Genomic DNA, 24,185 nt, shown 5'->3' on the forward strand with positions numbered 1-24,185 from the left:
AGGATTGCTCGCGCCAGCCAATATATCGTGGCACGATATATATCAAGGAATGGCAGGTATTCGCCGGCCTCTAGATCGGGCAGACCCTAAATCCCGGAAAGTGAGGCAAAAATCCCGTTGTGGCACATCCTTCGAGACGCCCGCTTTGCGGGCTCCTCAGGATGGTTCGTGTTCGTGGCGAGATGTCAAACCCTCATCGTGAGGAGCCCGCAAAGCGGGCGTCTCGAACCATGGAAGGCCTAGTCCCTCGTGACCTACTTCTCCCGCGCCCGCAACTCGTCGACGAGCACGCGCACATTCTCCGAATAATCGATCGGGATCGCGACCAGATGCACCCCGCCTTCCCTGAACGCCGCCTCCAGCGTCGGACCAAAGCTGTCGATGCTCTCGATGCGATGTCCCTTCGCGCCATAGGCCTTGGCGTAGAGGACAAAATCCGGATTGCCGAACGTCATGCCGTAATCGGCGAAATGATCGACGGCCTGCTTCCAGCGGATCATGCCGTAGGCGTTGTCCTCGAGCACCAGCACGACCAGATTGAGCTTGAGGCGGACGGCCGTCTCCATCTCCTGGCTGTTCATCATGAAGCCGCCGTCGCCGGCGACCGCGAGCACGCGGCGGTCGGGATAGAGCATGGCCGCCATCATCGCCGACGGCAGGCCGGCGCCCATGGTCGCCAGCGCGTTGTCGAGCAGCAGCGTGTTGGCGACGCGGGTGCGGTAGTTGCGCGCGAACCAGATCTTGTACATGCCGTTGTCGAGCGCGACGATGCCGTTCTCGGGGATGACCTGCCGGATGTCGTGCACGATGCGCTGCGGCGTCGGCGGCCAGCGCGCCTCGGTGGCACGGTCGGCGATGTGATTGAGAATCTCTTCGCGGAGCGGCAGCAACGCCGCCGCCTGCGGCAGCTTGCCTTCGAGCCGATCGGCGAGCAGCTCCAGGCTCGGGCCGACATCGCCGACGACCTCGGCATCAGGGAAATAGACAAGTTCAACGCTCGCCGGCGTGTAGCTGACGTGAATGACCTTCGGCCCCGACGGGCCCATGATGAAGGGCGGCTTCTCGACGGGGTCGTGGCCGATCGCGACGATCAGGTCGGCGGCGTCGATGGCGTCGTGGACGTAGTCGCGTTCGGACAGCGCCGCGGTGCCCATGTAGAGATTGGTGCCGCCGGGCACGGTGCCCTTCCCCATCTGCGTGGTGAAGAAGGGAATGCCAGTCCGCCGCACGAAGCTGGCGATGCCGTGGGTCGAGCGCGGCCGGCTGGTGGCAGCGCCCATCATCACCAGCGGACGCTTTGCGGCCAAAATCATCTCGGCGGCACGGTCGAGCGCGCCGCGATGGGCGACCGGGATCTCGATCGGATGAACCGGGATTACGGGGGCCGCAGGCACTTCGTCGCCGGCGATGTCCTCGGGCAATTCGAGATGCACCGGTCCGGGCCGCTCCTCCATCGCCACGCGAAACGCGTCGCGCACCACGGTCGGGATCGAGGAGGCGCTGACGATCTGCCGCGACAGTTTTGTCAGCGGCTTCATGGTCGCGACCACGTCCACGATCTGGAAGCGCGCCTGCCGGCTGCTCATGATCGGCTTCTGGCCGGTGATCAGGATCATCGGCATCCCGCCGAGATGCGCATAGGCCGCGCCGGTGGACAGGTTGAGCGCGCCGGGGCCGAGGGTCGAGAGACACACGCCGGGCTTGCCGGTCAGCCGCCCATGCGTCGCGGCCATGAAGGCGGCGGCCTGCTCGTGGCGGGTGAGGATCAACTGGATCTTCGAGGTGCGGAGCGATTCGACGAGATCGAGATTTTCCTCGCCGGGCACGCCAAAAATGCGATCGACACCCTCGTTCTCCAGCGCCGCGACAAACAGGTCCGATCCCTTCACTTTTTGGTCCTGCTTGCTCATGTCGCCTCCGCTTGCTGCTGTGCTCCCGTGTTCCACGGAAGCGATCGCATGGTAGCGGTCTGGGGCATATGCACAACTCACAATGAAGCGTAATCCGTCTTGCGTCGTGCATTCCTGCACGCGCTTCGCAGGATGGGTAGAGCGAAGCGAAACCCATCAACGCTTCCTCGCGCCGAAAACGATGGGTTTCGCAAGTGCTCTACCCATCCTACGGCCTCCCAGACACACCTTCGCATCCTCGCGGCGCATTTCGCCCGAGCTTTGCCTCGATACCTTTGGCGCGCGGCGTTGACCGATGGTTTGGGTGTTTTGCCCGACGGGCAACGCAATATCTCGTAGCCTTAGATCTTACAGCCCCTCACAGCTTCGCCGCGGCAAAGATGCCGCCAGTCGAGAAAGACGCGCAGGCGCAGCGCTAGCTGACGATTTTGCGGATAGAGCGCGGAGAGCGGCGTCGGCGACGGCGGATAATCGGCGAGCACCTCGACCAGCGCGCCGCTGGCGAGATCATCGGCGAAGCGATAGCGGGGCGCCTGCGCAAGGCCGAAGCCGAGCCGCGCGAGATCGGCCATGGTGTCGGAATTGTTCACGCGCACCCGGCTCGGCAGCACGACATGACGCAGCGCGCCGGCGACGGAAAATTCCAGCGGCAGCACGTCGCCGGTGCGCGAAGAGAGGAAGGCGACCATCTGATGCCCGTCGAGCGCATCCGGCGTCGCCGGCATGCCGTGGCGTGCGAGATAGGCCGGGCTCGCCACCGTGATCTCCGCGACCGTGCCGAGACGGCGCAGGATCATGCCGCTGTCGTCGGGCTGGCCAGACCGGATCACGCAATCGATGCCTTCGCGCACGAGATCGACCAAGCGGTCGCCCTGCCCGATCTGCAATTCGAGCTGCGGATGGCGCGCCAGGAATTCCGGCAGATGCGGCAGGATGAAGGTGCGGGTCAGCAAGGGATGCGCGTCGATGCGGAGCAGGCCGCGGGGTTGCGCATCCCGCATCGCGGCTTCCGCCTCCTCGACCTCGGCGAGGATGGCGACGCAGCGGCGGTAAAAATCCTCGCCGTCGAGCGTCGGCGTGACGTGCCGCGTCGTCCGCTCCAGCAAGCGCGCACCGAGGCGCGCTTCGAGCCCGCGCAAGACCTCGCTCGCCGTTGAGCGGGGAATGCCGAGGTCGGCAGCCGCAGCCGTAAAGCTCCGGCGCTCGACGAGGCGGACGAACAGGCGCATGGCGTCAAAGCGGTCCATGGTCGATTGTTCACCACAACCGACAAGTGATGGCAAGTATTGGGTGATTATCCGGACACAGCGACCAGCTATTCTCGCCCTCATCAACATCGAGGAGAGCCGCCATGACCAACCAACATCAGCGCTCCGCCATCGTCACCGGAGGCTCCCGCGGCATCGGCGCGGCGATCGCCCGCCGGCTGGCGCAGGACGGGATTGCGGTTGCGATCAACTATGCCAGCGGCCGCGATGCCGCCGATGCGCTCGTGGCCGAGATCGAGGCCGCAGACGGACGCGCCATCGCCGTGCAGGCAGACCTCGCCGATCCGGCAACGCCGGCGCGGCTGTTCGATGCGGCCGAGCAGGCCTTCGGCGGCGTCGACATCCTCGTCAACAATGCCGGCATCATGGAGCTCGGCCCGCTCGCCGAGGTGACCGACGAAGCGTTCGCGCGACAGACGTCGATCAACCTCGACAGCGTGTTCCGCTCCTTGCGCGAAGCAGCGCGGCGGCTGCGCGAGGGCGGCCGCATCGTCAGCTTCTCCTCCAGCGTCATCGGCCTCTACCAGCCCGGCTACGGCGTCTACGCCGCGACCAAGGCCGCGATCGAAGCCATGACGCACATCCTCGCCAAGGAGCTCGGCGGCCGGCAGATCACCGTCAACGCTGTCGCGCCCGGCCCGGTCGAAACCCGGCTGTTCCTGGAGGGCAAGAGCGAGCAGCAGGTGCGCGCCATCGCCGCCATGAACCCGTTCGGCCGCCTCGGCCAGCCCGACGACATCGCAGGCATCGTCGCCTTCCTCGCCGGCCGCGACAGCGGCTGGGTCAACGGCCAGATCATCCGCGCCAATGGCGGCGTGATCTGACCACCACACACAAAAGAGAGAACCATCATGCCGTTCGTCAACATCAAGATCCCGCAGGCCGCGCTGTCGCGGAGCCAGAAGACGGAGATCGTGCATAACCTCACCGCGCTGTTCGTCCATTATTTCGGCGAAGCGGCGCGGCCGCACACGATGGTGCTGATCGAGGAGGTGCCCGACGGCGGCTACGGCCGCGCCGACGAGGTGTTCGTGGTTCCCGAGGCGTATCGCGCCGGCGACGTCGTTACTTCAGCTTCAGACTGAGCTCGGTGCCGCCCTTGAGCGGCAGCGTCATCGAGACGAAGCCGTTCTCGGGATCGCGGATGAAGTCGAGATAATCAGGTTCGGCGTTGTCGTTCATGACATAGCGGCCGACCTGAAGCTGCGGCACCACGATCTCGATCACCTCGCGCGCGAGCGAGGGACCTCCTTCGCCCGGCCAGCCGTCGATCAGGACAAAGTCGACGGGGCCGCCGAGATCGCGCAGCGTCTGCCGCGAATCGCCTTGTCGGATCTCGGCATAGTCGGCAAGACCCGCCTCGGCGAGATTGCGCCTCGCGGTCTCGACCTTGGCCGGCACGATCTCCGAGCCGATCACGGTGCCGCCGCCATTGTCGCGGATGGCGGCCGCGAAATACAGCGTGGACATGCCGACCGATGTCGCGAACTCCGCCACGCGCTTGGCGCGCAGGCCGCGGCAAAGCAGGTAGATCAGTTCGCCCTGCTCGGGGATGGATCGAAAAGCCCTGCGTCGGCATTAGGCGGTGGGGGATCGCCGCGCGGCCCGCCGCCCGATGGCCGCTGCCGCGCGCCTTGCAGGCGCGCGATGACGGCGTTGACGCGCGGGTCCTGGATTGGGCTGTGAGGCCGATCGTTCATCTGCGGCCTCACTTGCCGAGGATTTCCGCCGCGGCACGATCCAGGATCGCAGCGATCCGGCGTGCTTCGGCGGAGTCGCTGCCGTGCTTGGTGCGCAGCGCGCGCTTGAGATTGTGGCGGGCACGGTGCAATTCGTCCGAGGCATCCGCGTCGAGATCGCTGATGCCGGCAAAGGCCTCGCGCACCTCGTCCATGCGGCGTCCGATCCGCGACAGCGCCTGAAGGATGGCGTCAGCGGTCGCGCGGTTCTCGGCCAGATGCGCCTCGCCCTGCGGCGTGATGCTGTAGAGCTTTCGGCCGCCATCCTGCTCGACGCGCGCGTGGCCGACCTCCTCAAGATAGGTCAGCGCCGGATAGATCACGCCCGGGCTCGGCGTGTAGAAGCCGTCGGAGCGCTCCTCGATGATCTTGATCAGCTCGTATCCGTGCCCGGGATTTTCGGCGAGCAGCGCCAGGATGACGAGCTGGAGGTCCTGCGAGGACAGCCGCCGCGCGCCGGGGAAATCATCCCCGCCGCGCCCGAAAAAACCGTGCCCGCCGCGGCCGAAGCGCCGACCGCCGCCATGCCGGCCCATGGCGAAGTGGGCGAAGTGCCCGAAGTGGAAATCTCTGTGGTCTCGTCCGTGGCGCATATCGTACGTCCTTTTGTAAAACATATCTTACGATATAGTTTGCGATAGTCCAGCCGCAACCCACAAATCCGTGATCGGCCGCCGCAACGCGCCGGTCCCGCCGAGGCCGGCGTGGCCGCTCGCGATTACTCCGCGGCTTGGCTGTGAGGAACGCCCTGCTCGACCTCGAGCTGGAGAATGTCGTTGAAGCGGTTGAAGGCACCGCAGAGCGCGATGCGCCAGGTCAACTCGACGATCTGGGCTTCTGAAAAATGCGCACGAAGACGGCCGAAGATCTCGTCGCGCGTCCTGTTCCAGTTGTTGGTGACGGCGATGGAATATTCGACGACGAGCTTGTCGAGTTCATCGAGCTCGGGATGATCCTTGTAGTCGAGAAGGTGAGCGGCGCCCTGCTCCGAAACGCCCTGTACCGCCAGCTTTGGCGCGTGGTGCGAGACGCAGTAATCGCATTTGTTGAGCAGCGAGACCGTGACCAGTGCCAGCTCGAGATGGCGCTTCGATATGTTGCCTTCCTCGGCGAGATCGACCAGCAGCGACCACATGTGCTTGAAGATCGGCGCGCGGTGGGCCATGACGCCGGCCTGGTTCTCGAACGCACCGTAGGTCGTCATCTTGTCCCACAGCGGCCTCAGCATCTCCGGCAGATCGTCCCTGGCCTTGATTGAAACGCGCGACATGGCAATTCATCCTTCGTTGGAACGCGCATCCTGCCATAACGGCTCGCCTCGCGTATCGGACGCGATCGCATGACACCCAGGACATTTGAAGCACGCTGCCTCCGCCTGCCCGCCGTCACCAGGGTGGTGCAGTGGGAAGGCACGTCCGTGTTCAAGGTTGGCGGCAAGATGTTCGCGCTCGGCGGCGGCTTTGCCGCGCGCTCCGGCGGCTACATGTTCAAGGTCTCGAACATGGCCTACGCGATGCTGATCGAGCATGGCCTGGCACGCCCGGCGCCTTATCTGGCGCGGGCGAAATGGGTGCAGCTCGTCAGCAACAACGCGCTGCCGGATGCCGAGCTCGCGGCGTATCTGGCGCAGGCCCATGCCTTGATCGTCGCAAGGCTCTCGAAGAAGCTGCGCAAGGAGCTTGGGCTTGCGTCGCCGCAGACCGGGCCCGCATGACGATCTCCGCGTGCAGCCGACCGGCCACGCCCGGCGACATTGAGCTTTCATCCTTCCCCGATATACTGACCATCGTGGATTCGAATTAGGAAGCCGGCGTGGCGATTGATCTGAAGGCGGTCGAGCAACTCGCTACCGATCAATCTTCGCTCAAGGCGGCCGCCGGACTCGCCAAGCCTGCCAAATGGTCCGGCGTCGGCGGAAGCCAGGATGGCGCGCTGATCTGGGGTGAATGCGCAGGCTCCGGCGCCAACCCGTACCGGGTGATGGCCGATCTCCGCGACCTCGGCAACAAGTGCACCTGCCCGTCGCGCAAATTCCCCTGCAAGCATGTGCTCGGCCTGTTGTGGCTGAACGCGGAATCGATCGTGCCGTTTGCGCCCGCCGAGACGCCGGCCTGGGTCAGCGACTGGCTGGGCCGCCGGCGCGGCACATCCGCCGCCAAACCGGCAGGCGCCGCCGCTCCGGCCGGCGAGAAGGATTTGCGCGCCGCGCGCACTGCCGAACCTGAAGCCGCCGAAGACCCGAAGGATGCAGCACGGCGCGAGGCACAGGCAGCCAAACGCAACGAGGAGACCGAGCGCGCCATCCTCGATGCGCTTGACGCACTCGAGCAATGGATCGGCGATCAACTCCGCCTGGGCTTGTCCGGCTTCATCGACGATGCGACCGCGCGATGCCGGCGCATCGCCGCGCGGCTGGTCGACGGCAAGGCCGCGGTGCTGGCCGGACGGATCGACGAATTGCCGGCGCGCCTGCTTGCGCTTGCCGCAGGCGCACGCAGACGGTGCGTAGGACCGATCCCGCAAGCGCCGCACGTGAACGGACAACTGGGAAGTGCTGGCTGAGCAAGTGCAGACGCGGCGCGACGGCCTGGTCTCGCAAACCACATGGCTGCTCAATCTCGGCGCGGCCGGGCCACGATTTGCGATGCTGCTCGACTTCTTCCCGGCGAGTGCCGGACGGCGCGGCTCGGTGTTTACGCCCGGCGAACGCTTCCAGGCGGAACTCGTCTTCTATCCGTCGCAGCAGCCGCTGCGCGCCCTGCTGGTGCGGCGCGACGCTGCGGAGGAGACCCTCACGCACGAATGGCCCGCGCCGGATGAGACGCTCTCCCACGCATTGACGCGCCCTCTGCTGGCAGAGCCCTGGACAATCGATGTTCCGCTGCTGCTGCCGCAGGGACGGATCGCGCGCGATGATGCTGGGCACGCATGGTGGCGCTCTGCGGACGGCACCGACACCTTGCCTATCACCGGCAGCGCGGCGGGTTTGCTGGCCGGCACAGAGCTGACGCGCACAGCTGCGATCTGGTCGGGCAATCGCCTCACGATCCTCGCCGCGCAGACCCCCTGGGGCAGGATCGCCGGCCATGACTGAAGCGATCAGAGCTGAAGCGATCACAGCCGAAGCGATCTTCGAGGCCATGGGCGCGGTCGTGACGCGCTGGACCATGGGCTCGGCCGCCGCATCCGCCGCGTCGTTCTGGAACGCCGAGCTTGGCGACGATCCCGTCGAGGCCGAGCTGCGACTGCTCGCTTTGTCGGGGCAGTTCCTCGGTGCGACCGTGACGACCGAGCCGTCGTCGGCGCTGCGCGTATTGCCCGACATTCCCGCGCTCGCGCTGCCGACTGTGCCAGAGACATTGCGGCCGCTGGTGCGCCGGATCCTTGCGGCGAGCAAGGATGCGGCTTCCAGAACCGAAACCGTCCATTTCCTCGCCGCGCGCGGCTGGACGACGCATCCTGCCGACTGGATGCCGGACGCGAACGACGATGATGCGCCCGACGTCTATGCCGCCTGGCGCGATTGGGCCGCATCCACCGCAGCGGGTGCGACGACGCGGCGACAGACCGGCGACCAGCTCACCGCGGAGAATTGGGAAGACTTCTGGCCGGCCGCGCGCAAGGCCGCATTGATCGGGCTCAGGCGGCGCGATCCATCTGTGGCACGGGTGCTGCTCGAAGCAAAACTCGGCGGCGCGAATGCCGATGTGCGGCTGCGCCTGTTGGCGCTGCTGTCGGAGCGATTGTCCGGCGACGACGCTGCCTTTCTCGAGGAGCTCGCGGCCAACGATCGCGCGCCGAAGATCAAGGCGCTTGCAACATCCATGCTTGCACGTCTCGGCCATGGTCCTGCAGCAGGCGAGGATATTGCGGAGCTCGCCGGCTTCTTCTCGGTGAAGATGAAGGGGCTGCTGCGCCGCTCCCGCGTGGTCCACATCGAAACTCCGAAGACACCGGCGCAGTGGCAGCGGCGGAAAGCCCTGCTCGACGGCACCGATCTGATGTCATTCTCGGGCACGCTCGGTCTCAGTCCGCAGGATCTGATCGCCGCGTGGGACTGGAACGTGGACCCGGCAGCCGACGCGGGGCTGATCAAGTTGATTTTGGAGACCGGTACCGATGCACAGCTCGCGCAGGCAGCCGGAATCGTCAGCCAACACGATGCAACCGGTCTCATCGTGGCGCTCGCACCCCGACTTGCGCCCGCCGAGCGGGCAGGATTTGCGGCAGCGGGTTTGCGCACACACGGCATCGGCTTCGAGATGGCGCAGGTGATCGCCGGCGCTGCCGCGCGCCTCGACGATCCGCTGTCGGCGCCTGCCGGCGCCAAGCTGCTGGCCGAGCTTCAGCGCGATGATGCAAAGCCATCCGATCATGTTGCGGAACTTCATGCGCTGGGGTTGCTGGCCTCGCGCACGGCGGCGCAGCAGACCCTGCAGCGCCTGACCGGCGCAGGCCTGCTGCAGGGCGACCCGCGCCTCGACACGCTGCGGCTCAACGCCGCTTTGGACGATGATGGAGAAAACCCATGAGCGAGAAACTACGGTTGCCCGCCGAGGAAAGCTTTGCGGCCGAGCTGACGGCGCTCGCGGCCGGCGACGGCCATCGTCCGCCGGGCTGGGCCCTGTCGCCGCGCCAGGTCGTGACCTATCTGATGGGCGGCAAGGCAGCCGACGGCACGGCGATCACGCCCAAATATGTCGGCGACAAGCGGCTGATCGAGACCGCCGTCGCGACGCTGGCAACCGACCGCGCGCTGCTGCTGCTCGGCGTACCCGGCACGGCCAAGTCGTGGGTCTCCGAGCATCTTGCCGCCGGCATCACCGGCGACTCCACGCTCGTGATCCAGTGCACCGCCGGGACCGACGAGAACCAGATCCGCTATGGCTGGAATTACGCCCAGTTGCTCGCTCACGGGCCGAGCCGCGACGCGCTGGTGCCGACTCCGCTGATGCGCGCGATGGAAGGCGGCAAGCTCTGCCGGTTCGAGGAGCTGACGCGGATGGGCAGCGACGTGCAGGATACGCTGATCACCGTGCTGTCCGAGAAGATGATGCCGATCCCGGAGCTCAACACCGCCGTCTATGCGCGGCGCGGCTTCAACATCATCGCAACCGCCAACAACCGCGACAAGGGCGTCAACGAGCTGTCCTCCGCGCTCAAGCGCCGCTTCAACGTCGTCGTGCTGCCGCTGCCCGACAGCGCTGCGGAAGAAGTGTCGATCGTCGTCAAGCGCGTCAGTGAGATGGCGCAGAACCTCGATCTGCCGGCACCGAAGAACGTCGCCGAAGAAGTCGCGCGAGTGGTCGCGATCTTCCGCGAGCTGCGTTCGGGCTCGACCGAGGACGGCAAGGTCGCGCTGAAATCTCCGTCCGGCGGCCTGTCGACAGCCGAGGCGATCGCGGTCATGGTTGGTGGCATCAGCCAGGCGACCTTCTTCAACGACGGCAAGCTGACGCCGGAAACGCTGGCCAGCAACATGATCGGCGCGGTGGTCAGGGATCCTGTACAGGATACGGCCGTGCTCGGCGAATATCTCGAGACCGTGCTGAAGAAGAAGCGCGGCTTTGAAGGCTATTACGCCTCGCTGACCGATCTGATCTGACACCATGGCCGGCGATGTTCACCTGTTCGGCATCCGGCACCATGGGCCCGGATCGGCCCGGCGGCTGGTGGAAGCGCTCGATGCGCTGAAGCCGATCGCGGTGCTGATCGAAGGGCCGTCGGATGCTTCCGAGCTGCTGCCCATGCTTGCCGACCCTGATATGGTGACGCCGGTGGCGCTACTGACCTATGCCGAAGACAATCCGGCAAATGCGAGCTTCTTTCCCTTTGCGGAGTATTCGCCGGAATATCAGGCCACGCGCTGGGCGGTGCGTCACCGCGCAGCACTGCGGTTCATCGACCTGCCGGCATCCGACCGGCTGGGCGTCGCGGCAAGCGAGATCGCGGAGGAGACCGCGACGAAGGCCGATGACGATCCCATCAGCTATGACCCGATCGGGGCACTCGCGACCGCCGCCGGCTATGACGACGGCGAGTCCTGGTGGTCCGATGTCATCGAGGAAAATCCCGCATCGGGGCCCGTGTTCACCGCCGTTGCGGATGCGATGACGGCATTGCGCGCCGAGGCAAAACTGCTCACCGCCCGAGAGGCCGCGCGCGAAGCCCATATGCGGATCGAGATCGCCAAGGCAACGAAGGAGTACGGTGGTGCTATCGCGGTCGTCTGCGGCGCCTGGCACGTGCCGGCGCTGGCCGAGCGTCGCAGCCTTGCGGCCGACCGCGAAGTGCTCAAGGCCCGGCCGAAGACGAAGATCAAGGCGACCTGGGCGCCGTGGACGGCCCCGCGCCTGTCGCGCGCGAGCGGCTATGGCGCGGGCGTGGTCGCGCCCGGCTGGTGCGCGCATCTCTGGGATACCCGCGACGGCGACCGGGCCTCCCTTTGGCTCGCCAAGGTAACGCGCGTGCTACGCGAGCGCGGTCATTCGTCTCGACTGCTTCGGTGATCGAGGCGCAGCGTCTTGGCGTCGCGCTCGCGGCACTACGCGAGCGGCCCTCGCCCGGATTCGAGGAGCTGCGCGAGGCAGCGATCGCCTGCCTGTGCAACGGCGAGCGCGCCATGTGGAACGACGTCGCGGCCGAGCTCCTGGTCGGCGCGGGTGTCGGATCGATCCCGTCGGCGACACCGCTGGCGCCGCTCCTGGACGATCTCCAGCGCCAGCAAAAGGCAACGCGGCTGAAGCCGGAAGCGCTCGAGCGGCCGCTGACGCTCGATCTGCGCAGCGAAAGCGGGCTGATGCGTTCAACGCTGCTGCACCGTCTGGGCGCGCTCGATGTGCCATGGGGACGATTGACGGACGCTGGCCGCAGCCGGGGCACGTTCCGCGAGAACTGGCAATTGCGCTGGGAGCCCGAATTCGCGGTGCGGCTGGTCGAGAACCTGCTCTACGGCTCCACCATCGCGGAAGCGGCCGCCGGCCGCCTGATCGAGGCGATGGGCAAGGAGGCGGACCTCGGCGCCCTCGCGAGCCTTGTGCGCAACGCCATGATCGCCGATCTGCCGCGCGCCACCGAGTCCGGCATCGCTGCCCTGGAGACCAAGGCAGCCCTCACCAGCGACGGCCAGTCGCTGCTCGGCGCACTGCCGCCGATGGCCGACATCCTGCGCTACGGCGAGGCGCGCGCCGGCACCGTCGAGCATCTGACGGCCCTGATGCCGCGGATCGTGGTGCAGGCGGCGCTCGCTTTGCCCTACGCCGCACGCAACCTGGATGTTCCGGCAGCAAGCAAGCTGCGCGGTGCCATCCTCGCAGCCGATGCCGCGATTCAACTGGCCCAGCTCGAAGCTGACATCGTCGGCAAATGGCGCGAGGCGTTGACGGCCGTTCTGCACGATGACCAGACCACCCGGCTGATTGCCGGTACCGCCGCGCGGTTGCTCTATGAAGCCGAGTTGCTGGCCGCCGATCACACCGCCGACCTGCTCGCGCGAATGCTGTCGCCCGGCACGCCGGTTCCCGAGGCCGCGGGTTTCTTCGAAGGCTTCTTCGAGGGCGCAGGTCAGCGGCTGATCCACGACGCGGCGTTGCGCGGCGCGGTGGACGGCTGGCTGCTGTCACTCGACGATGAAGCCTTTACCGGCAGCCTGCCGCTGTTCCGCCGAGTCTTCTCGGCACTGGACCGCAACGAGCGCAGGCGCTTGATGGATGCCTTGTTTGCGCGGAGCGCTGGTGGCGCGAAGGGATATCGGCTCATCCCGGATGCGGCAGCCATCTGGCTGCAGCACGCGGCCCGCGTGATTGCACTGCTCAACTCCGGAGCTCCACGATGAGCCAGACAGACGAGCGCAACCGCCGCTGGACGCTGGCTCTCGGCGTCGATGTCGACGACGCGGGAAACACGATCACGCTGTCAGACAGCGATCGCCGCATGTCGGAGGCCCTGACCGCGCTCTACGGCAACGGCGACGACGCGCCGAAGAAAGGCCGCGGCGGTCTCGGTGGCTCGGCACCGCGCGTTGCCAAGTGGCTCGGCGATATCAGGGAGTTCTTCCCTGCCCCCGTGGTGCAGGTGATCCAGAAAGACGCCTTCGAGCGCAAAGGACTGCGCCAGATGCTGCTCGAGCCCGAATTTCTCGCAACCGTCGAAGCGGACGTGAACCTGATCGCCGACCTCGTCGCGCTGCGCGGCGTGATGCCGGAGAAGACCAAGGACACCGCACGAATTGTGATCGCAAAGGTGGTGGCCGAGCTGATGGAGCGGCTCGAGCGGCGCACAGCTGACGCGATCCGCGGCGCGCTGAACCGTTCGCTGCGCACCAGTCGCCCGCGCTTCGCCGACATCGACTGGCCGCGCACCATCAAGGCCAATCTGCGCCATTACCAGCCAGAGCATCGCACCGTGGTACCGGAACGGCTGATCGGATTCCTGCGCCAGCAACGCCGCATCGTCGATCTCGACGAGGTGATCCTGTGCGTCGACCAGTCGGGATCGATGGCAACCTCCGTCGTCTATGCTTCGATCTTCGCGGCGGTCATGGCCTCGCTGCCGGTGGTCGCGACCAAGCTCGTCTGCTTCGACACCGCGATCGTGGACCTGACGGAAGAGCTCGCCGATCCCGTCGAAGTGCTGTTCGGCGTCCAGCTCGGCGGCGGCACCGACATCAACAGCGCGGTCGCCTACTGCGAGGAGCGCATCGAGCGGCCGTCCAAGGCGCATCTGATCCTGATCACTGATCTCTATGAAGGCGGCAATGCGGATGCGCTGGTTGACCGGCTGGCCCGGCTTGCAACGCGCGGGATCAACGTGATCGTGCTTCTGGCCCTGACCGACACCGGCCGCCCCTCCTACGACCCCGTATTGTCTGCGAGGGTCGCCAGCCTCGGCATTCCCGTCTTTGCCTGCACGCCGGATCAGTTTCCAGATCTGATGGCGACAGCGCTGAAGCGCGAGGACATCGCCGGCTGGGCCGCCGACCGGGATATCAAGCTGATCCGGCCCGTAAGCGATGTGAAGACGACGCAAAGCCTCTCCAGAACGTGATGGGATGATCCTCATCCTCCCACTGGCGCCATGCTGCACCGCAACTAGCTCAATGGAAAGTCCATTCCAGATGGAGACTTTCCATGACCAAATCCAGCACGGCATCCGCCAAGACCCATCGCTATGAGCTCATGCATGGCGAAGACGCCGACTTCGTCGCCTATCAACGCCGGCGCGAAGACGGCAACTGGCAGACCTTCGCGACGTGGATGATTCCGCGCGCGCCCTGCTAGATCGGAGACGCGCTCGTCTTTCATCCTCGCGTCGGAGGCGGCATTCGCCTCGGGCCGCCCTCACCTGGCGCGTTAATTAGCGCTTCTTTGCGTCGTCCGCTTGCGTCGCGCGCAGTAGATTGTCGCGCAAGCGGCTCACCGTCTGCTGCACCACTGGAAACTCGTCGCCGAGGCCGGTCGCCTCGATCAGGGACCCGCCGAGATCCTGCTCAATCAGCTTGCGCCCCGCCGGCGTTAGGCTCAGGCGCACCTGCCGTTCGTCGGCGGGATCGCGGTGCCGCTTGATCAGCCCCATCTGCTCGAGCTTCTTCAGGATCGGCGTCAGCGTGTTGGATTCCAGAAACAGCTTCTCGCCGAGCGCGCTGACGGTCAGCTCGTCCTGGTCCGACAGCGCCACCATCGCGATGTACTGGGTGTAGGTCAGCCCGACCTTGTCCAGCAGCGGCTTGTAGGCGCGGCCGAAGGCGAGATTGGCCGAATAGACCGCAAAGCACAGGAAATTCGACAGTTTTCGCCGCTTTTCGGCGGCTTTGGGGGTACGGGCCATGGGGAACCTCCGCAATTCGTGATCTCGCAACCCATATAAATCGCATCCGATTAAATCGGAAGAGCTTGACCGGTCCGGGCATGGGGTCTATTTCAACGCGCATACGATTAGATCGTATCCGATCTATATTCACCCGAAAGGAATTCCGCCATGTCGACCGCTGCCAAGCTCCTCTTCACCGGCAAGACCCACGTCACCTCCGGCGCCGACGGTACCGCGCACTCCAGCGACGGGTCGCTCGACATCAAGCTGGCGCAGCCGCATCCCGCCGCCGAAAACCTGTTCGCCGCCGCCTGGTCGGCCTGCTACCTCGGTGCGCTCGGGCTCGCCGCCGCCCAGCGCAAGGTCAAGCTGCCGAGCGAGCCCTCGGTCGACACCACGATCGACCTCAACAATGCGAACGGCGCCTTCTTCCTGCGTGCCCGGCTCGATGTCAGCGTACCCGGCGTCGACCACACGGTTGCGCAGGAGCTGATCGAGGCCGCGCACGGCATCTGCCCCTACTCCAAGGCGGTTCACGGCAACATCGAAGTGACGACGACACTCGTCTGACACACCACGACGCGGCCCGGCCTGCGCCGGCCGGGCCCGCGCGGTTCAATTCATCCCGTCAACATCAGGAGCCGACCATGGGCCATCGCCTTTCCTCAGCCGTGCGTGTCCTTGCCAGCGCGGCTGTGCTCACCGCCAATCTTCTCACCCTGCCCGCGGCGGCGCAGCCGTCCGGCGTCACGCGCACGGATTTGCAGCGCCACGATCTCAGCGCGTCCGGTCGCGAGGCTGTGCAGGTCCGCGTCGACCTCGCCCCCGGCGTGGCGTTCGGACGGCACACCCATCCGGGCGAAGAGATCATCTACGTGCTGGCGGGCGCCATCGAATACGATGTCGAGGGCAAGCCGCCGGTGACCTTGAAGGCCGGCGACGTGCTGTTCATCCCGGCCGGCACGGTGCATGCCGCGAAGAACGTCGGCGCGGTGCCTGCGAGCGAGCTTGCGACCTATATCGTCGCGAAGGACAAGCCGCTGCTGACGCTGACAAAGTAACTCCGATTGACTGGAAAACGATATCTGACTAAAGTCAGATATCATGCTCGACCCCGTCTCACGCGTCCGCCGCTTCAACCGTGCCGTCACCTCCGCCGTCGGCGCGCTCGACACCTCGTTCCTGGGTCGCGGGCGCGCGCTCGGGGCCGCACGCGTGCTCAACGCAATCGGGCACGGGCGTTCGGATGTCGCTGAGATCCGCGACTATCTCGGCCTCGATTCCGGGCTCATGAGCCGGCTGCTGCGCAGCCTCGAGGACGAGGGACTGGTCGAGACCAATGCCCACGCGGACGATGCACGCCGGCGCGTCGCCACACTGACGCGCGCGGGCCGGCGCGAGTTCGCAGCATATGAAGCGCTGTCGAACACGCAGGCCGAGGGCTTCCTCGCCCGGCATTCGCAGCGCGAGGCGCTGCTCGCGGCGATGGACCTGATCGCCTCAGCCCTGACGCAGGAGCGCGTCACGCTGGACGAGATGGATCCGCAGAGCCAGGAGGCGCGCTACTGCCTCGGCGAGTACTATGCCGAGCTCGGCCGCCGCTTCAAGCAGGGCTTTGATGTCTCGCTGTCGCGCGATCCCGACGCAAAAGACATGCGCCGCCCGCACGGCAGCTTCATCGTCGCGATGTCGGACACGCTGCCGATCGGCTGCGTCGGCCTGAAGGGAACCGATCATGGCTACGCCGAGATCAAGCGTCTCTGGGTTGCCCCCGCTGCGCGCGGTTTGCGGCTCGGCCGGCGCCTGATGGACGCAGCCGAGGCCACAGCGTGCGAGCTCGGCATCGCGCTGCTCCGGTTAGATACCAACAGCGCGCTGCCCGAGGCCGGCCAGCTCTACCGCACCACCGGCTGGCGCGAGATCCCGCGTTTCAACGACGATCCCTATCCGGACCTGTTCTTCGAGAAGCGGCTTTAGGTCGTCCGCGTCGGGCGCACCACGATCTCGTTGACGTCGACGTCTTCGGGCTGCTCGATCGCAAAGCGTACCGCGCGGGCGATCGCGCCCGGCTGGAGCGCAATGGCCCGATAGGTCTTCATCGCCTCGGCGGCTGCGGGATCGGTGATGGTGCTGGCGAGCTCGCTTTCGACCACGCCGGGATGGATGCAGGTGACGCGGATGTTGCCGTGCTCCTGCCGCAAGCCATCCGAGATCGCCCGCACCGCGTATTTGGTGGCGCAATAGACCGCCGCGGTTGGCGATACGCTCAGCGCGCCGATCGAGGCGATGTTGATCACATGACCCGAACCGCGCGCCACCATCTCAGGCAGCACGGCCGCGATGCCGTACAGCACGCCCTTGATGTTGACGTCGACCATCCGGTCCCATTCCTCGACCTTCAGCGAGGCCATCAGCGACAGCGGCATCACACCCGCATTGTTGATGATGACGTCCACTCGCCCCCAGACGCCGCGCGCAGCATTGGCAAAGGCGGCGACGCTGGCGCGGTCGGTCACATCGAGCGGATGCGCGAGCGCCGTTCCACCCGCAGCGTTCAGCTCGGCTGCGAGATCCTTCAGACGATCAACGCGACGCGCACCCAGCAAGACCTTTGCGCCGGCCGCGGCGAGTTCGCGGGCGATGCCTGCACCGATGCCGCTGGAGGCGCCGGTGATGAGAACGACTTTATCGACGGGCATGTGGTCCTTCCTCGTGATTAATGGCGCCGAAGATGGACCGGAGCCACCGTCGTGATAAGACGACGATCCCTAACCAGTCCGGCAAGCTCATCTAACCAATGGAACCTGACCTCAACGCCCTCGCCGTCTTCGCGCTGGTTGCCAAAGAGCGGAGCTTTCGGGCTGCCGCCGACCGTCTCGGCGTGACGCGTTCGGCCGTGAGCCAGACCATCCAGCGGCTGGAGCAAACCCTCGGCATCGCGCTCGTGCAGCGCACGACGCGCAGCGTCAGCCTGACCGAGGCCGGCGAGCGGCTGCATGCGGAAATCGCCCCTGCCCTCGCCGACATGCGCGCCGCGCTCGGCAACACCGAAGCATTGCAGGGACAGCCGCGCGGACTCTTGCGGCTCGCGGTCTCCTCGATTGCCGAGCATTTCCTATCGGGGCCTTTTCTTGCCGGCTTCACCGCAGCCCACCCCGACGTGCAGCTCGACGTCACCGTGACCGATGCGGAGTTCGACATCGTCGCCGCCGGCTATGACGCCGGCGTCCGCCTCGGCGAGGTGATCGAGCAGGACATGATCGCGGTGCCGATCGCCGGCGACGAACGCCAGCTCGCGGTCTGCGCGCCGTCCTTCCGCGACCGCTTCGGCGTTCCCTCGCACCCGTCCGAGCTTCCATCCTTTCGCTGCATCGGCTGGCGTCCGGCGCCGAACGTCGTGCCCTATCGCTGGGAGTTTGCGGAAGGCGGCAAGGAGTTCAGCGTCGCGGTCGCGCCCGAGATCACCACCAACGACATGGCGCTGATGATCAAGCTGGCGGTGGCCGGTGCCGGCATCACCTTCGGCATGGAGGCGAGCTTTCGCCCTGCGATCGCACGCGGCGAGCTGGTGCCGATCCTGGAAGACTATTGCCCGTTCTTCGCCGGCTTCTATCTCTATTATCCGAGCCGCCGCAACCTTGCGCCAAAGCTGCGCGCGCTGATCGAGCACGTGCAGCGGCGCGCGTGAGCCGAAGGAATGTGCCATGACCGGAGCCGACCTCGCCGGCATCTACCGCGCCTACATCGGCTGCCTGAACCGGCAGGACTGGCCGGCGCTCGGGCAGTTCGTGCATGACGACGTCGCCCACAACGCGCGACCGCTCGGGCTCTCCGGTTATCGCGCGATGCTTGAGCAGGATTTTCGGGAGATCCCAGATCTGCGATTCAACATCGAGATGCTGATCTCCGATCCGCCTCGCATCGCTGCCCGGCTGAAGTTCGATTGCACGCCGGTCGGGACGTTCCTCGGGCTCGCCGTCAATGGCAGGCGTGTGTCCTTTTGCGAGAACGTGTTCTACGAATTTCGCGACGGAAAGATTCGGCAGGTCTGGTCGGTGATCGACAAGACGGCGATCGAGGCGCAGCTCTGACGCTGCGCCTCGACGGTCGCCATCACGCCGCCGCCGGCGCCGCCTCGCCTTGCGGCTTGGCAAAGGGGCGGAACGTCATCGCCATCAGGAACGCACCCAGGCCCATCGCCCAGGAGGCGATGTAGAGCCAGGCGTAACTGGAGAACGCGTCGTAGATCAGGCCGCCGGCCAGCGGGCCGGTCGCCATGCCGAGGCTTCCGGCCATCGCGGTGCCGCCGATCACGGTGCCCATCATGCGAAGCGGAAAGTTTTCGCGGGCGAGCACGGCATAGAGCGGCATCGTGCCGGCATAGATGAATCCGAACACGGCGCCGACCGCGTAGAATGTCGCGAGCTGATGCGCGAAGACATAGGCGAGCGCGCCGAACGCCTGGAGCAGCAGCCCCGAGACCAGCACGCGCTTGGCGCCGAAGCGGTCGCCCATTAGGCCGAAGGCGATGCGGCCGCCCATACCGGCAAGCCCCTCGACGCTGTAGATCGTCACCGCCGCGATCAGCGGGATGCCGCAGCTCACGGCATAGGACACGGTGTGGATGATCGGGCCGGAATGGGTGGCGCAGCAGAAGAAATTGGTCGCGAGCAGGATCAGGAATTGCGGCGAGCGCAGCGCCTCGGCCATCGACATCTCCGCCTGCGCGGTCCCCTCACCCATCGGCGCCGCCGCGGCCTGCGCGAGCGCAGGCGGACGGCGCACCAGCAGCGAGACCGGGATCATGATGGCGCCGACCACCAGCGCCACGATCTGCATCGAGGTGCGCCAGTCATGGCCGGAGACGAGCCAGGCCGCGAGGGGCGACATCGTCATCGGCGCCATGCCCATGCCGGCCGACACCAGCGACACCGCGAGGCTGCGTTGCGTGTCGAACCAGCCGGTGACGGTCGCCATCATCGGCGCGAAGATCGCGGCGCAGGAGGCGCCGACCAGGAGGCCGAACACGAACTGGAACACGACGAGCGAGGTCGCATGGCTCGCGGCAAACAGGCTCAGCGCCAGCACCGTCGATCCCGTCAGCACCACCGGACGCGGCCCGAACCTGTCCGTCGCCGTGCCCCAGGCCATGCTGGTGCAGGCCATCGCCAGAAAGCCGATCGTCATCGCGCTGGAGATGCCGGTCACCGACCAGCCGGTGTCCTTGGTGATCGGCTGCAGGAACACCGGCAGCGAGAACATGCCGCCGATCGCGACGCAGCCGAGCAAGCCGCCGGCGGCGACGATCACCCAGCGATAGGAGGAAGCGTTCATTTTGGTCTCCCGTCAGATCTGTCTGGGTGGAAGACGAATGGGAACCGCGCGGGCCGACAGAGTAGCGCGATTTTTTGCGGCAGGCTCTCTGGCGGCGCGAATTTCGCCCCCGCACATCAAAAATGTCGAAAACAACCCCATGCACAGTAGCCGGCCGCAGCGGGATCAATGACTTACGAGACCCATCGCTTGCGATGCCCAAGAATCGCTATGCATCGCGATGCCAGCAAGCAATTTGACACGTCGGGCAAAACACCGGCATGATGTCATCATCCCGCCAGCATAGTCGCAGCACGTTTGGACGCCCGCCGATCATGGCGCGCAGTTGCCGATCCATGCGAGTTCGATGCACTGATTTTGAACGGACCTTTCACATGCCAAAGATCGACATCGCCACCGTGCCGGCCCGCAACGGCTCGGGCTATCCGGCACCCTTCGACGCGCCATGCGCCGAGCGCATCCGCAAGAGGCTCGGCAATGCCGGGGGCCTGTCGGATTTCGGCGTCAACCTGATGCGCCTGCCGCCGGGCAACTGGTCCAGCCAGCGGCACTGGCATTCGCATGAGGACGAGTTCGTCTACGTGCTCGAAGGCGAGGTGGTGCTGGTCGAGGACGAAGGCGAAACCGTGCTGCGCGCAGGCGACTGCGCCGCCTTCCCGAAAGGCAGCGGCAACGGCCATCACATGATCAACCGCTCGGATGCGGTGGCGGTCTATCTCGAAGTCGGCTCGCGCGCGCCCGAGGACCTCACGACCTGCTCCGACATCGACATGATGAGCGCAAACTCCGACGGCCGCTTCGTGCACAAGGACGGCACGCCCTATCCGGACTAAGCCGTGTACCTATAAACGCGACTGGTTCCCACGGGGGGCCGCTACGCCAGGAAGAGCACCTGCCTCGTTTCACAACGGAGCGCCAAAGCCTATCTTGCGGCAAGCCATCCACAAGCGATGCAAATCATCGTCCGATGGAGCATCCGAATGGTCCATGCCGGTTTCGATGCAGTCTTTCTTCAGTGCTCTGTATTGCGGCGATCCGTAGAAATAGAGACCTACAAGCATTGCGAGGGCCAAGCCTACCCCCATCATGGCGCGCCGCATTAGACTTCGCCGTCAGTCATGAGCTTCCTCGTCGTAGCTTCGTGAAGAACCGTCAGCGCGGACCGCTTGCAACTCCAAGGCCGGGAAAGTGGCGGCCTTCTGAATACGGTCCTCCACCCATATGCAATCGCACGGGTAATTCTGGCGATTGGGCAGCCATAAATGTTCTGGCCACACCCGCTCAATCATCATGATCGGGCCGCCGCTCTTGTGGACTACGAGGTTTCCGGGTCTGAGGCGCACGAAGACGAACCTACTCGAATTGCATCAACGCGATCTTTCCTCGGTGAGCCAGCAACTGCGGCGTTCGCTTAGGGCATTGGCAACCATGTGTATCCGCTAAGGGTCGGAAGCAGTCCTCAACCCGACCCGCGGCAGGTCAGCTGAGAGCTACAAGCGGACGTCATCCGTCCTGAGGGTTGGGTTTACCGGGCTCGAAAGTAATGGACACTGCACGCGCCCGGATCAAGCCGCTAAGGCCGTAGCAGGGCTCAAGCGCGATCTCGATGGCCGATAATGCCGCCTTCGAACCGAGGCGAGTGCTTTCGCGATGGCATTCGAAACCACCACCATATGAGTGATTTTCGTTGAATGAGTTCGGCAAACTCAAGCTTTGGCAGCGCGCAGTATGGAAGGCAGCCCGCTGCCAAATCCGACCAGACCACTATTAGCCGGAGACAGACGGCTCTCGCATGGGGGGCATCCGCCACACGAGAACCGCCGAGCCCCGCAGCATTTGAACTTATGTCCAATCTTTACCGCGCAACGCATCCGGCCTTACGCCAAGCAGGTCGATGGTTTCGTTGCCGTACTGCAGGAGGGTTCCACCGTGATGGTCGTAAGATAGCGACAGGAAAGCACGGTTGAGGAGTTGCAGCTGATCGACCTTAGGATCGAAGTCGGTGATGACCGCGCTGTGGGCCGCCGTGATGTCATGGTTGAACATTGTCCTGTGACCACGTGGTGCCAACAAGCAGTCCTCCGGGTTTACGAGGTCCTCAAGGTTGAACACAAAAGTATCAGCGCCGGCACCGCCGGTCATCGTCATGTGGCCAGGTGCTGCCACCAATGTGTCGTCCAGGTTTCCGCCCGTCAGTGTATCCTCACCTGGAGATCCGACGATGAGTTGAGCCTGACCGCTCACTGCATCGGCCCCGGTCGGATCCACCCCGCCAAGCGCGCCGGAGTGCCGCTCTGTTGATATGAACGCATCGGCCTGCATGGCGGTCGTGCCTGTCGTATCGCGTTTGATGATGTCCGAGAGGGTGGTCGATTTGATCTCCTGCAGTGTTTGCGGATCAAAGCCCTGGTTCTCGAAATAGAGCCGGTCCCCGTCGCGTAATGCCGTGAACTGGTCAGCGATAATCTTGCCGAAGGTCGGACCGATTGCGGCTCCCGACGTGTGAGCCTCTGCCAGACCGCCTGTCCAAAGATCGATGGCATCGACCGTTCCGTAGGCCTGCCTCAGTGCTGAAGCCGTGTCCGAATCCGAGGTGATCTGGTTGAAGCTTGTGTAGCGAGCAAGCCCCAAAGCCGCCCGCGTTTCGTTCAATGTTCCGAGGCCTAGATCGTGAGCGCGCTGAATGTTGGTAGCGGCCAGATCGACAGCATCCGGAGGATCACTCAGGAGGCTTCTGAGATCCTCTATGATGTGTGTGTCGAGCGGTTGCGCGATATCGCTGGAAAGATGTCGCAACAATCCATCGGCACCGCCATTGGCAGCGAACGCCGCCGGTGATTCGAAGAAGGTGTCCGCCAGCGATTGTTCCGAGGTGGTCGCGCCCAGATTGTTAATGCCATTGATGTCGCTCGAGACGATAGAGTGTCCGAAGCGATAGGCCGCACCTTCAAACTCCTCGGTGATGCTGGCGTTAACGTTCGGATCGTAACCGTGATAGGCCGGAATGGCAGCCGATCCCAACAAATGCGGCAGGAACTCATTATATGTGATGTTGACCATTTCCGCGGTGGTGATCGCCTTGGCGGTCTCGTACAAGCGGTCGCCGCTCCAGTGCGGGTGCTCTTGGTGCAGTTTATCGACTTGGTAATTGTGTTCACGGACAAACAAAGTCTGCAGAGCAGTCAGATCGGGATTCTCTTGCGCCCGCACATCCCCCGCCGCAAAGGCGGGTCCCTGCGCGGTCATAACGATGGGCAGATTGTCGCCGGCCGATACCTTCATGTGACCATCCGCGGTGCGAAGGCTGGCTGCAGTCGCGGTGTCGGAACCATACACTTGGGAGCCATCAAGCCAGCCGGTCACCGTGTTAATGGCAGTTGCGGGGTGTCCGAGCACTCCGGTCGCCGGATCGATCGCCACCCGCGTCAAAGGAATTACGGTGCCTTGAGGTAGGCTGTCACCCGCCGGCACGGGTATTGAAATATCCGCTGTATTGGTTCCGCTCTTTTCCAGGTCGAGGTCATGATCGACAAACTGACCCCATGCGTACATCATCCCGGATAGCGCCACGCCGTTGACCTCAAGATGCGTGTCGGGACCGTTCGCCACCACGATGTTACTGATTTCGCGTGGGTTTGGACCAGGCTGCATGGCGCCAAAGCCGTCGGCGAAATTTGCCGGCCCCACGCGCGCAAAGTCTGTGTTTGCCTGATTTAGGGCCGCGTCGGAAAGATTGTTATTTGAACCGTCGATAGTACGGAATCGGAGCGCCATGGGTACCCTCCCTGAGAGCAAAGTCCCCAGCTTGCGCTATAAACTGCTTGATTCATTGTGTTGCTCGTGCGGTTGTTAAGCGACAATGTGAAAGCATTTTCGGGGATTCTTGGGCGGTACCACAATTTTTGTGACCTATCCGGTTGTCCGATTCCGAACGCGCGCGTCTGCAATGGCCCTCAACGCAGCATTAAAAGCGGCCATCATCGCATGTCTCACATGGGTCAGAATGCGAACAACTCAGAGCGAGTAAATCTAATCCGCTCAAGCTCACAAAGCGGATCTCAATGGGGAGCGTTGCAACTTCGCTGACGGGCCATAAGCGGATAACCGATCAGCTTTCCGATTTTGGT

General features: G+C 65.0%; 24 protein-coding genes and 1 pseudogene. 16 read left to right on the plus strand and 9 right to left on the minus strand.

Annotated features, from left to right (window positions below; translation table 11 throughout):
- Positions 1–254 precede the first annotated feature (254 nt).
- Both FOM02_RS22540 and FOM02_RS22545 read right to left on the minus strand, forming a co-directional pair.
- On the minus strand, positions 255–1,910 hold the full coding sequence (locus FOM02_RS22540; protein ID WP_027557516.1) for an acetolactate synthase large subunit: 1,656 nt from the start codon (positions 1,908–1,910) through the stop codon (positions 255–257).
- Between the two features lie 341 nt (positions 1,911–2,251).
- Entirely contained in the window at positions 2,252–3,157 is a 906-nt protein-coding gene (locus tag FOM02_RS22545; RefSeq protein ID WP_265442133.1) for a LysR family transcriptional regulator, read from the minus strand.
- Positions 3,158–3,261: 104 nt separating this feature from the next.
- Here FOM02_RS22545 and FOM02_RS22550 point away from each other — a divergent pair, with 104 nt between their 5' ends.
- Both FOM02_RS22550 and FOM02_RS22555 read left to right on the plus strand, forming a co-directional pair.
- Positions 3,262–4,002: an SDR family oxidoreductase gene (locus FOM02_RS22550; RefSeq protein WP_027557514.1), complete on the plus strand. Its 741-nt coding sequence runs from the start codon at positions 3,262–3,264 to the stop codon at positions 4,000–4,002.
- A 27-nt stretch (positions 4,003–4,029) separates the two neighbouring features.
- Positions 4,030–4,263 (plus strand): tautomerase family protein, encoded by a 234-nt coding sequence (locus FOM02_RS22555; protein WP_027557513.1) that lies wholly within the window; start codon positions 4,030–4,032, stop codon positions 4,261–4,263.
- Here FOM02_RS22555 and FOM02_RS22560 read toward each other — a convergent pair.
- From FOM02_RS22560 to FOM02_RS22570, 3 genes are all read right to left on the minus strand, one after another.
- Positions 4,244–4,675: an O-methyltransferase gene (locus tag FOM02_RS22560; protein WP_265442134.1), complete on the minus strand. Its 432-nt coding sequence runs from the start codon at positions 4,673–4,675 to the stop codon at positions 4,244–4,246. The two genes, FOM02_RS22555 and FOM02_RS22560, sit on opposite strands and share 20 nt — an antisense overlap.
- 211 nt (positions 4,676–4,886) lie before the next feature.
- Entirely contained in the window at positions 4,887–5,510 is a 624-nt protein-coding gene (locus FOM02_RS22565; RefSeq protein ID WP_027557511.1) for a PadR family transcriptional regulator, read from the minus strand.
- Between the two features lie 125 nt (positions 5,511–5,635).
- A complete protein-coding gene (locus FOM02_RS22570; RefSeq protein WP_027557510.1) occupies positions 5,636–6,187 on the minus strand; it encodes a carboxymuconolactone decarboxylase family protein in 552 nt (183 codons plus the stop codon).
- 69 nt (positions 6,188–6,256) lie between these two features.
- Between FOM02_RS22570 and FOM02_RS22575 the strand changes: the two genes are divergently transcribed.
- The 8 genes and pseudogenes from FOM02_RS22575 to FOM02_RS22610 all read left to right on the plus strand — a co-directional run bounded on the left by FOM02_RS22575 (position 6,257) and on the right by FOM02_RS22610 (position 14,195).
- The gene (locus FOM02_RS22575; RefSeq protein ID WP_027557509.1) at positions 6,257–6,631 is read left to right on the plus strand and encodes an MmcQ/YjbR family DNA-binding protein; all 375 of its coding nucleotides are present in this window, start codon (positions 6,257–6,259) and stop codon (positions 6,629–6,631) included.
- 98 nt (positions 6,632–6,729) lie between these two features.
- Complete coding sequence (locus FOM02_RS22580; protein ID WP_265442135.1) at positions 6,730–7,479, plus strand: SWIM zinc finger family protein; 750 nt, start codon at positions 6,730–6,732, stop codon at positions 7,477–7,479.
- Complete coding sequence (locus FOM02_RS22585; protein ID WP_265442136.1) at positions 7,469–8,011, plus strand: hypothetical protein; 543 nt, start codon at positions 7,469–7,471, stop codon at positions 8,009–8,011. The genes FOM02_RS22580 and FOM02_RS22585 overlap by 11 nt, the downstream gene beginning before the upstream one ends.
- A complete protein-coding gene (locus tag FOM02_RS22590; protein ID WP_027557507.1) occupies positions 8,004–9,449 on the plus strand; it encodes a DUF5691 domain-containing protein in 1,446 nt (481 codons plus the stop codon). Before FOM02_RS22585 ends, FOM02_RS22590 begins: the two co-directional genes overlap by 8 nt.
- Positions 9,446–10,522, plus strand: a complete 1,077-nt coding sequence (locus FOM02_RS22595) for an ATP-binding protein (protein WP_027557506.1) — start codon at positions 9,446–9,448, stop codon at positions 10,520–10,522. The genes FOM02_RS22590 and FOM02_RS22595 overlap by 4 nt, the downstream gene beginning before the upstream one ends.
- A 4-nt stretch (positions 10,523–10,526) precedes the next feature.
- A pseudogene (locus FOM02_RS22600) lies at positions 10,527–12,751 on the plus strand (DUF5682 family protein).
- On the plus strand, positions 12,748–13,962 hold the full coding sequence (locus tag FOM02_RS22605; protein ID WP_035729840.1) for a VWA domain-containing protein: 1,215 nt from the start codon (positions 12,748–12,750) through the stop codon (positions 13,960–13,962). The pseudogene FOM02_RS22600 and the gene FOM02_RS22605 overlap by 4 nt, the downstream one beginning before the upstream one ends.
- 83 nt (positions 13,963–14,045) lie before the next feature.
- On the plus strand, positions 14,046–14,195 hold the full coding sequence (locus tag FOM02_RS22610) for a hypothetical protein (protein WP_035729843.1): 150 nt from the start codon (positions 14,046–14,048) through the stop codon (positions 14,193–14,195).
- A 76-nt stretch (positions 14,196–14,271) separates the two neighbouring features.
- On the opposite strand, the gene FOM02_RS22615 is transcribed toward FOM02_RS22610, so the two are convergent.
- Complete coding sequence (locus tag FOM02_RS22615) at positions 14,272–14,742, minus strand: MarR family winged helix-turn-helix transcriptional regulator (protein ID WP_027557504.1); 471 nt, start codon at positions 14,740–14,742, stop codon at positions 14,272–14,274.
- A gap of 150 nt (positions 14,743–14,892) precedes the next feature.
- On the opposite strand from FOM02_RS22615, the gene FOM02_RS22620 reads away from it, so the two are divergent.
- The 3 genes from FOM02_RS22620 to FOM02_RS22630 all read left to right on the plus strand — a co-directional run bounded on the left by FOM02_RS22620 (position 14,893) and on the right by FOM02_RS22630 (position 16,701).
- Positions 14,893–15,294: an Ohr family peroxiredoxin gene (locus FOM02_RS22620; RefSeq protein ID WP_027557503.1), complete on the plus strand. Its 402-nt coding sequence runs from the start codon at positions 14,893–14,895 to the stop codon at positions 15,292–15,294.
- A 77-nt stretch (positions 15,295–15,371) separates the two neighbouring features.
- Complete coding sequence (locus tag FOM02_RS22625; protein WP_027557502.1) at positions 15,372–15,785, plus strand: cupin domain-containing protein; 414 nt, start codon at positions 15,372–15,374, stop codon at positions 15,783–15,785.
- A 43-nt stretch (positions 15,786–15,828) separates the two neighbouring features.
- On the plus strand, positions 15,829–16,701 hold the full coding sequence (locus FOM02_RS22630; RefSeq protein WP_027557501.1) for a bifunctional helix-turn-helix transcriptional regulator/GNAT family N-acetyltransferase: 873 nt from the start codon (positions 15,829–15,831) through the stop codon (positions 16,699–16,701).
- On the opposite strand, the gene FOM02_RS22635 is transcribed toward FOM02_RS22630, so the two are convergent.
- On the minus strand, positions 16,698–17,423 hold the full coding sequence (locus tag FOM02_RS22635) for an SDR family oxidoreductase (RefSeq protein WP_027557500.1): 726 nt from the start codon (positions 17,421–17,423) through the stop codon (positions 16,698–16,700). The genes FOM02_RS22630 and FOM02_RS22635 overlap by 4 nt on opposite strands.
- 98 nt (positions 17,424–17,521) lie before the next feature.
- Here FOM02_RS22635 and FOM02_RS22640 point away from each other — a divergent pair, with 98 nt between their 5' ends.
- Both FOM02_RS22640 and FOM02_RS22645 read left to right on the plus strand, forming a co-directional pair.
- Positions 17,522–18,412, plus strand: a complete 891-nt coding sequence (locus FOM02_RS22640) for a LysR family transcriptional regulator (RefSeq protein WP_027557499.1) — start codon at positions 17,522–17,524, stop codon at positions 18,410–18,412.
- Between the two features lie 16 nt (positions 18,413–18,428).
- Positions 18,429–18,815: an ester cyclase gene (locus FOM02_RS22645; protein ID WP_027557498.1), complete on the plus strand. Its 387-nt coding sequence runs from the start codon at positions 18,429–18,431 to the stop codon at positions 18,813–18,815.
- 22 nt (positions 18,816–18,837) lie between these two features.
- Here the strand turns inward: FOM02_RS22645 and FOM02_RS22650 are convergent, their stop codons facing one another.
- On the minus strand, positions 18,838–20,058 hold the full coding sequence (locus FOM02_RS22650) for an MFS transporter (RefSeq protein ID WP_265442137.1): 1,221 nt from the start codon (positions 20,056–20,058) through the stop codon (positions 18,838–18,840).
- A gap of 374 nt (positions 20,059–20,432) precedes the next feature.
- Here FOM02_RS22650 and FOM02_RS22655 point away from each other — a divergent pair, with 374 nt between their 5' ends.
- Positions 20,433–20,891 carry a cupin domain-containing protein gene (locus FOM02_RS22655; protein ID WP_027557496.1) on the plus strand — a complete coding sequence of 153 codons (459 nt, stop codon included), beginning with the start codon at positions 20,433–20,435 and terminating at the stop codon, positions 20,889–20,891.
- A gap of 1,009 nt (positions 20,892–21,900) precedes the next feature.
- Here FOM02_RS22655 and FOM02_RS22660 read toward each other — a convergent pair.
- On the minus strand, positions 21,901–23,832 hold the full coding sequence (locus FOM02_RS22660; protein ID WP_265442138.1) for a peroxidase family protein: 1,932 nt from the start codon (positions 23,830–23,832) through the stop codon (positions 21,901–21,903).
- Positions 23,833–24,185: the final 353 nt, after the last annotated feature.

This window comes from Bradyrhizobium sp. SEMIA (assembly GCF_014844175.1).
In the GTDB taxonomy this organism is placed as follows: domain Bacteria; phylum Pseudomonadota; class Alphaproteobacteria; order Rhizobiales; family Xanthobacteraceae; genus Bradyrhizobium; species Bradyrhizobium arachidis.

Bases quoted from the DNA above. Each gene is read 5' to 3' on its own strand.
- FOM02_RS22540 (WP_027557516.1), bottom strand. From the start codon at position 1,910: ATGAGCAAGCAGGACCAAAAAGTGAAGGGATCGGACCTGTTTGTCGCG.
- FOM02_RS22545 (WP_265442133.1), bottom strand. From the start codon at position 3,157: ATGGACCGCTTTGACGCCATGCGCCTGTTCGTCCGCCTCGTCGAGCGC.
- FOM02_RS22550 (WP_027557514.1), top strand. From the start codon at position 3,262: ATGACCAACCAACATCAGCGCTCCGCCATCGTCACCGGAGGCTCCCGC.
- FOM02_RS22555 (WP_027557513.1), top strand. From the start codon at position 4,030: ATGCCGTTCGTCAACATCAAGATCCCGCAGGCCGCGCTGTCGCGGAGC.
- FOM02_RS22565 (WP_027557511.1), bottom strand. From the start codon at position 5,510: ATGCGCCACGGACGAGACCACAGAGATTTCCACTTCGGGCACTTCGCC.
- FOM02_RS22570 (WP_027557510.1), bottom strand. From the start codon at position 6,187: ATGTCGCGCGTTTCAATCAAGGCCAGGGACGATCTGCCGGAGATGCTG.
- FOM02_RS22575 (WP_027557509.1), top strand. From the start codon at position 6,257: ATGACACCCAGGACATTTGAAGCACGCTGCCTCCGCCTGCCCGCCGTC.
- FOM02_RS22590 (WP_027557507.1), top strand. From the start codon at position 8,004: ATGACTGAAGCGATCAGAGCTGAAGCGATCACAGCCGAAGCGATCTTC.
- FOM02_RS22595 (WP_027557506.1), top strand. From the start codon at position 9,446: ATGAGCGAGAAACTACGGTTGCCCGCCGAGGAAAGCTTTGCGGCCGAG.
- FOM02_RS22605 (WP_035729840.1), top strand. From the start codon at position 12,748: ATGAGCCAGACAGACGAGCGCAACCGCCGCTGGACGCTGGCTCTCGGC.
- FOM02_RS22610 (WP_035729843.1), top strand. From the start codon at position 14,046: ATGACCAAATCCAGCACGGCATCCGCCAAGACCCATCGCTATGAGCTC.
- FOM02_RS22615 (WP_027557504.1), bottom strand. From the start codon at position 14,742: ATGGCCCGTACCCCCAAAGCCGCCGAAAAGCGGCGAAAACTGTCGAAT.
- FOM02_RS22620 (WP_027557503.1), top strand. From the start codon at position 14,893: ATGTCGACCGCTGCCAAGCTCCTCTTCACCGGCAAGACCCACGTCACC.
- FOM02_RS22625 (WP_027557502.1), top strand. From the start codon at position 15,372: ATGGGCCATCGCCTTTCCTCAGCCGTGCGTGTCCTTGCCAGCGCGGCT.
- FOM02_RS22630 (WP_027557501.1), top strand. From the start codon at position 15,829: ATGCTCGACCCCGTCTCACGCGTCCGCCGCTTCAACCGTGCCGTCACC.
- FOM02_RS22635 (WP_027557500.1), bottom strand. From the start codon at position 17,423: ATGCCCGTCGATAAAGTCGTTCTCATCACCGGCGCCTCCAGCGGCATC.
- FOM02_RS22640 (WP_027557499.1), top strand. From the start codon at position 17,522: ATGGAACCTGACCTCAACGCCCTCGCCGTCTTCGCGCTGGTTGCCAAA.
- FOM02_RS22645 (WP_027557498.1), top strand. From the start codon at position 18,429: ATGACCGGAGCCGACCTCGCCGGCATCTACCGCGCCTACATCGGCTGC.
- FOM02_RS22650 (WP_265442137.1), bottom strand. From the start codon at position 20,058: ATGAACGCTTCCTCCTATCGCTGGGTGATCGTCGCCGCCGGCGGCTTG.
- FOM02_RS22655 (WP_027557496.1), top strand. From the start codon at position 20,433: ATGCCAAAGATCGACATCGCCACCGTGCCGGCCCGCAACGGCTCGGGC.
- FOM02_RS22660 (WP_265442138.1), bottom strand. From the start codon at position 23,832: ATGGCGCTCCGATTCCGTACTATCGACGGTTCAAATAACAATCTTTCC.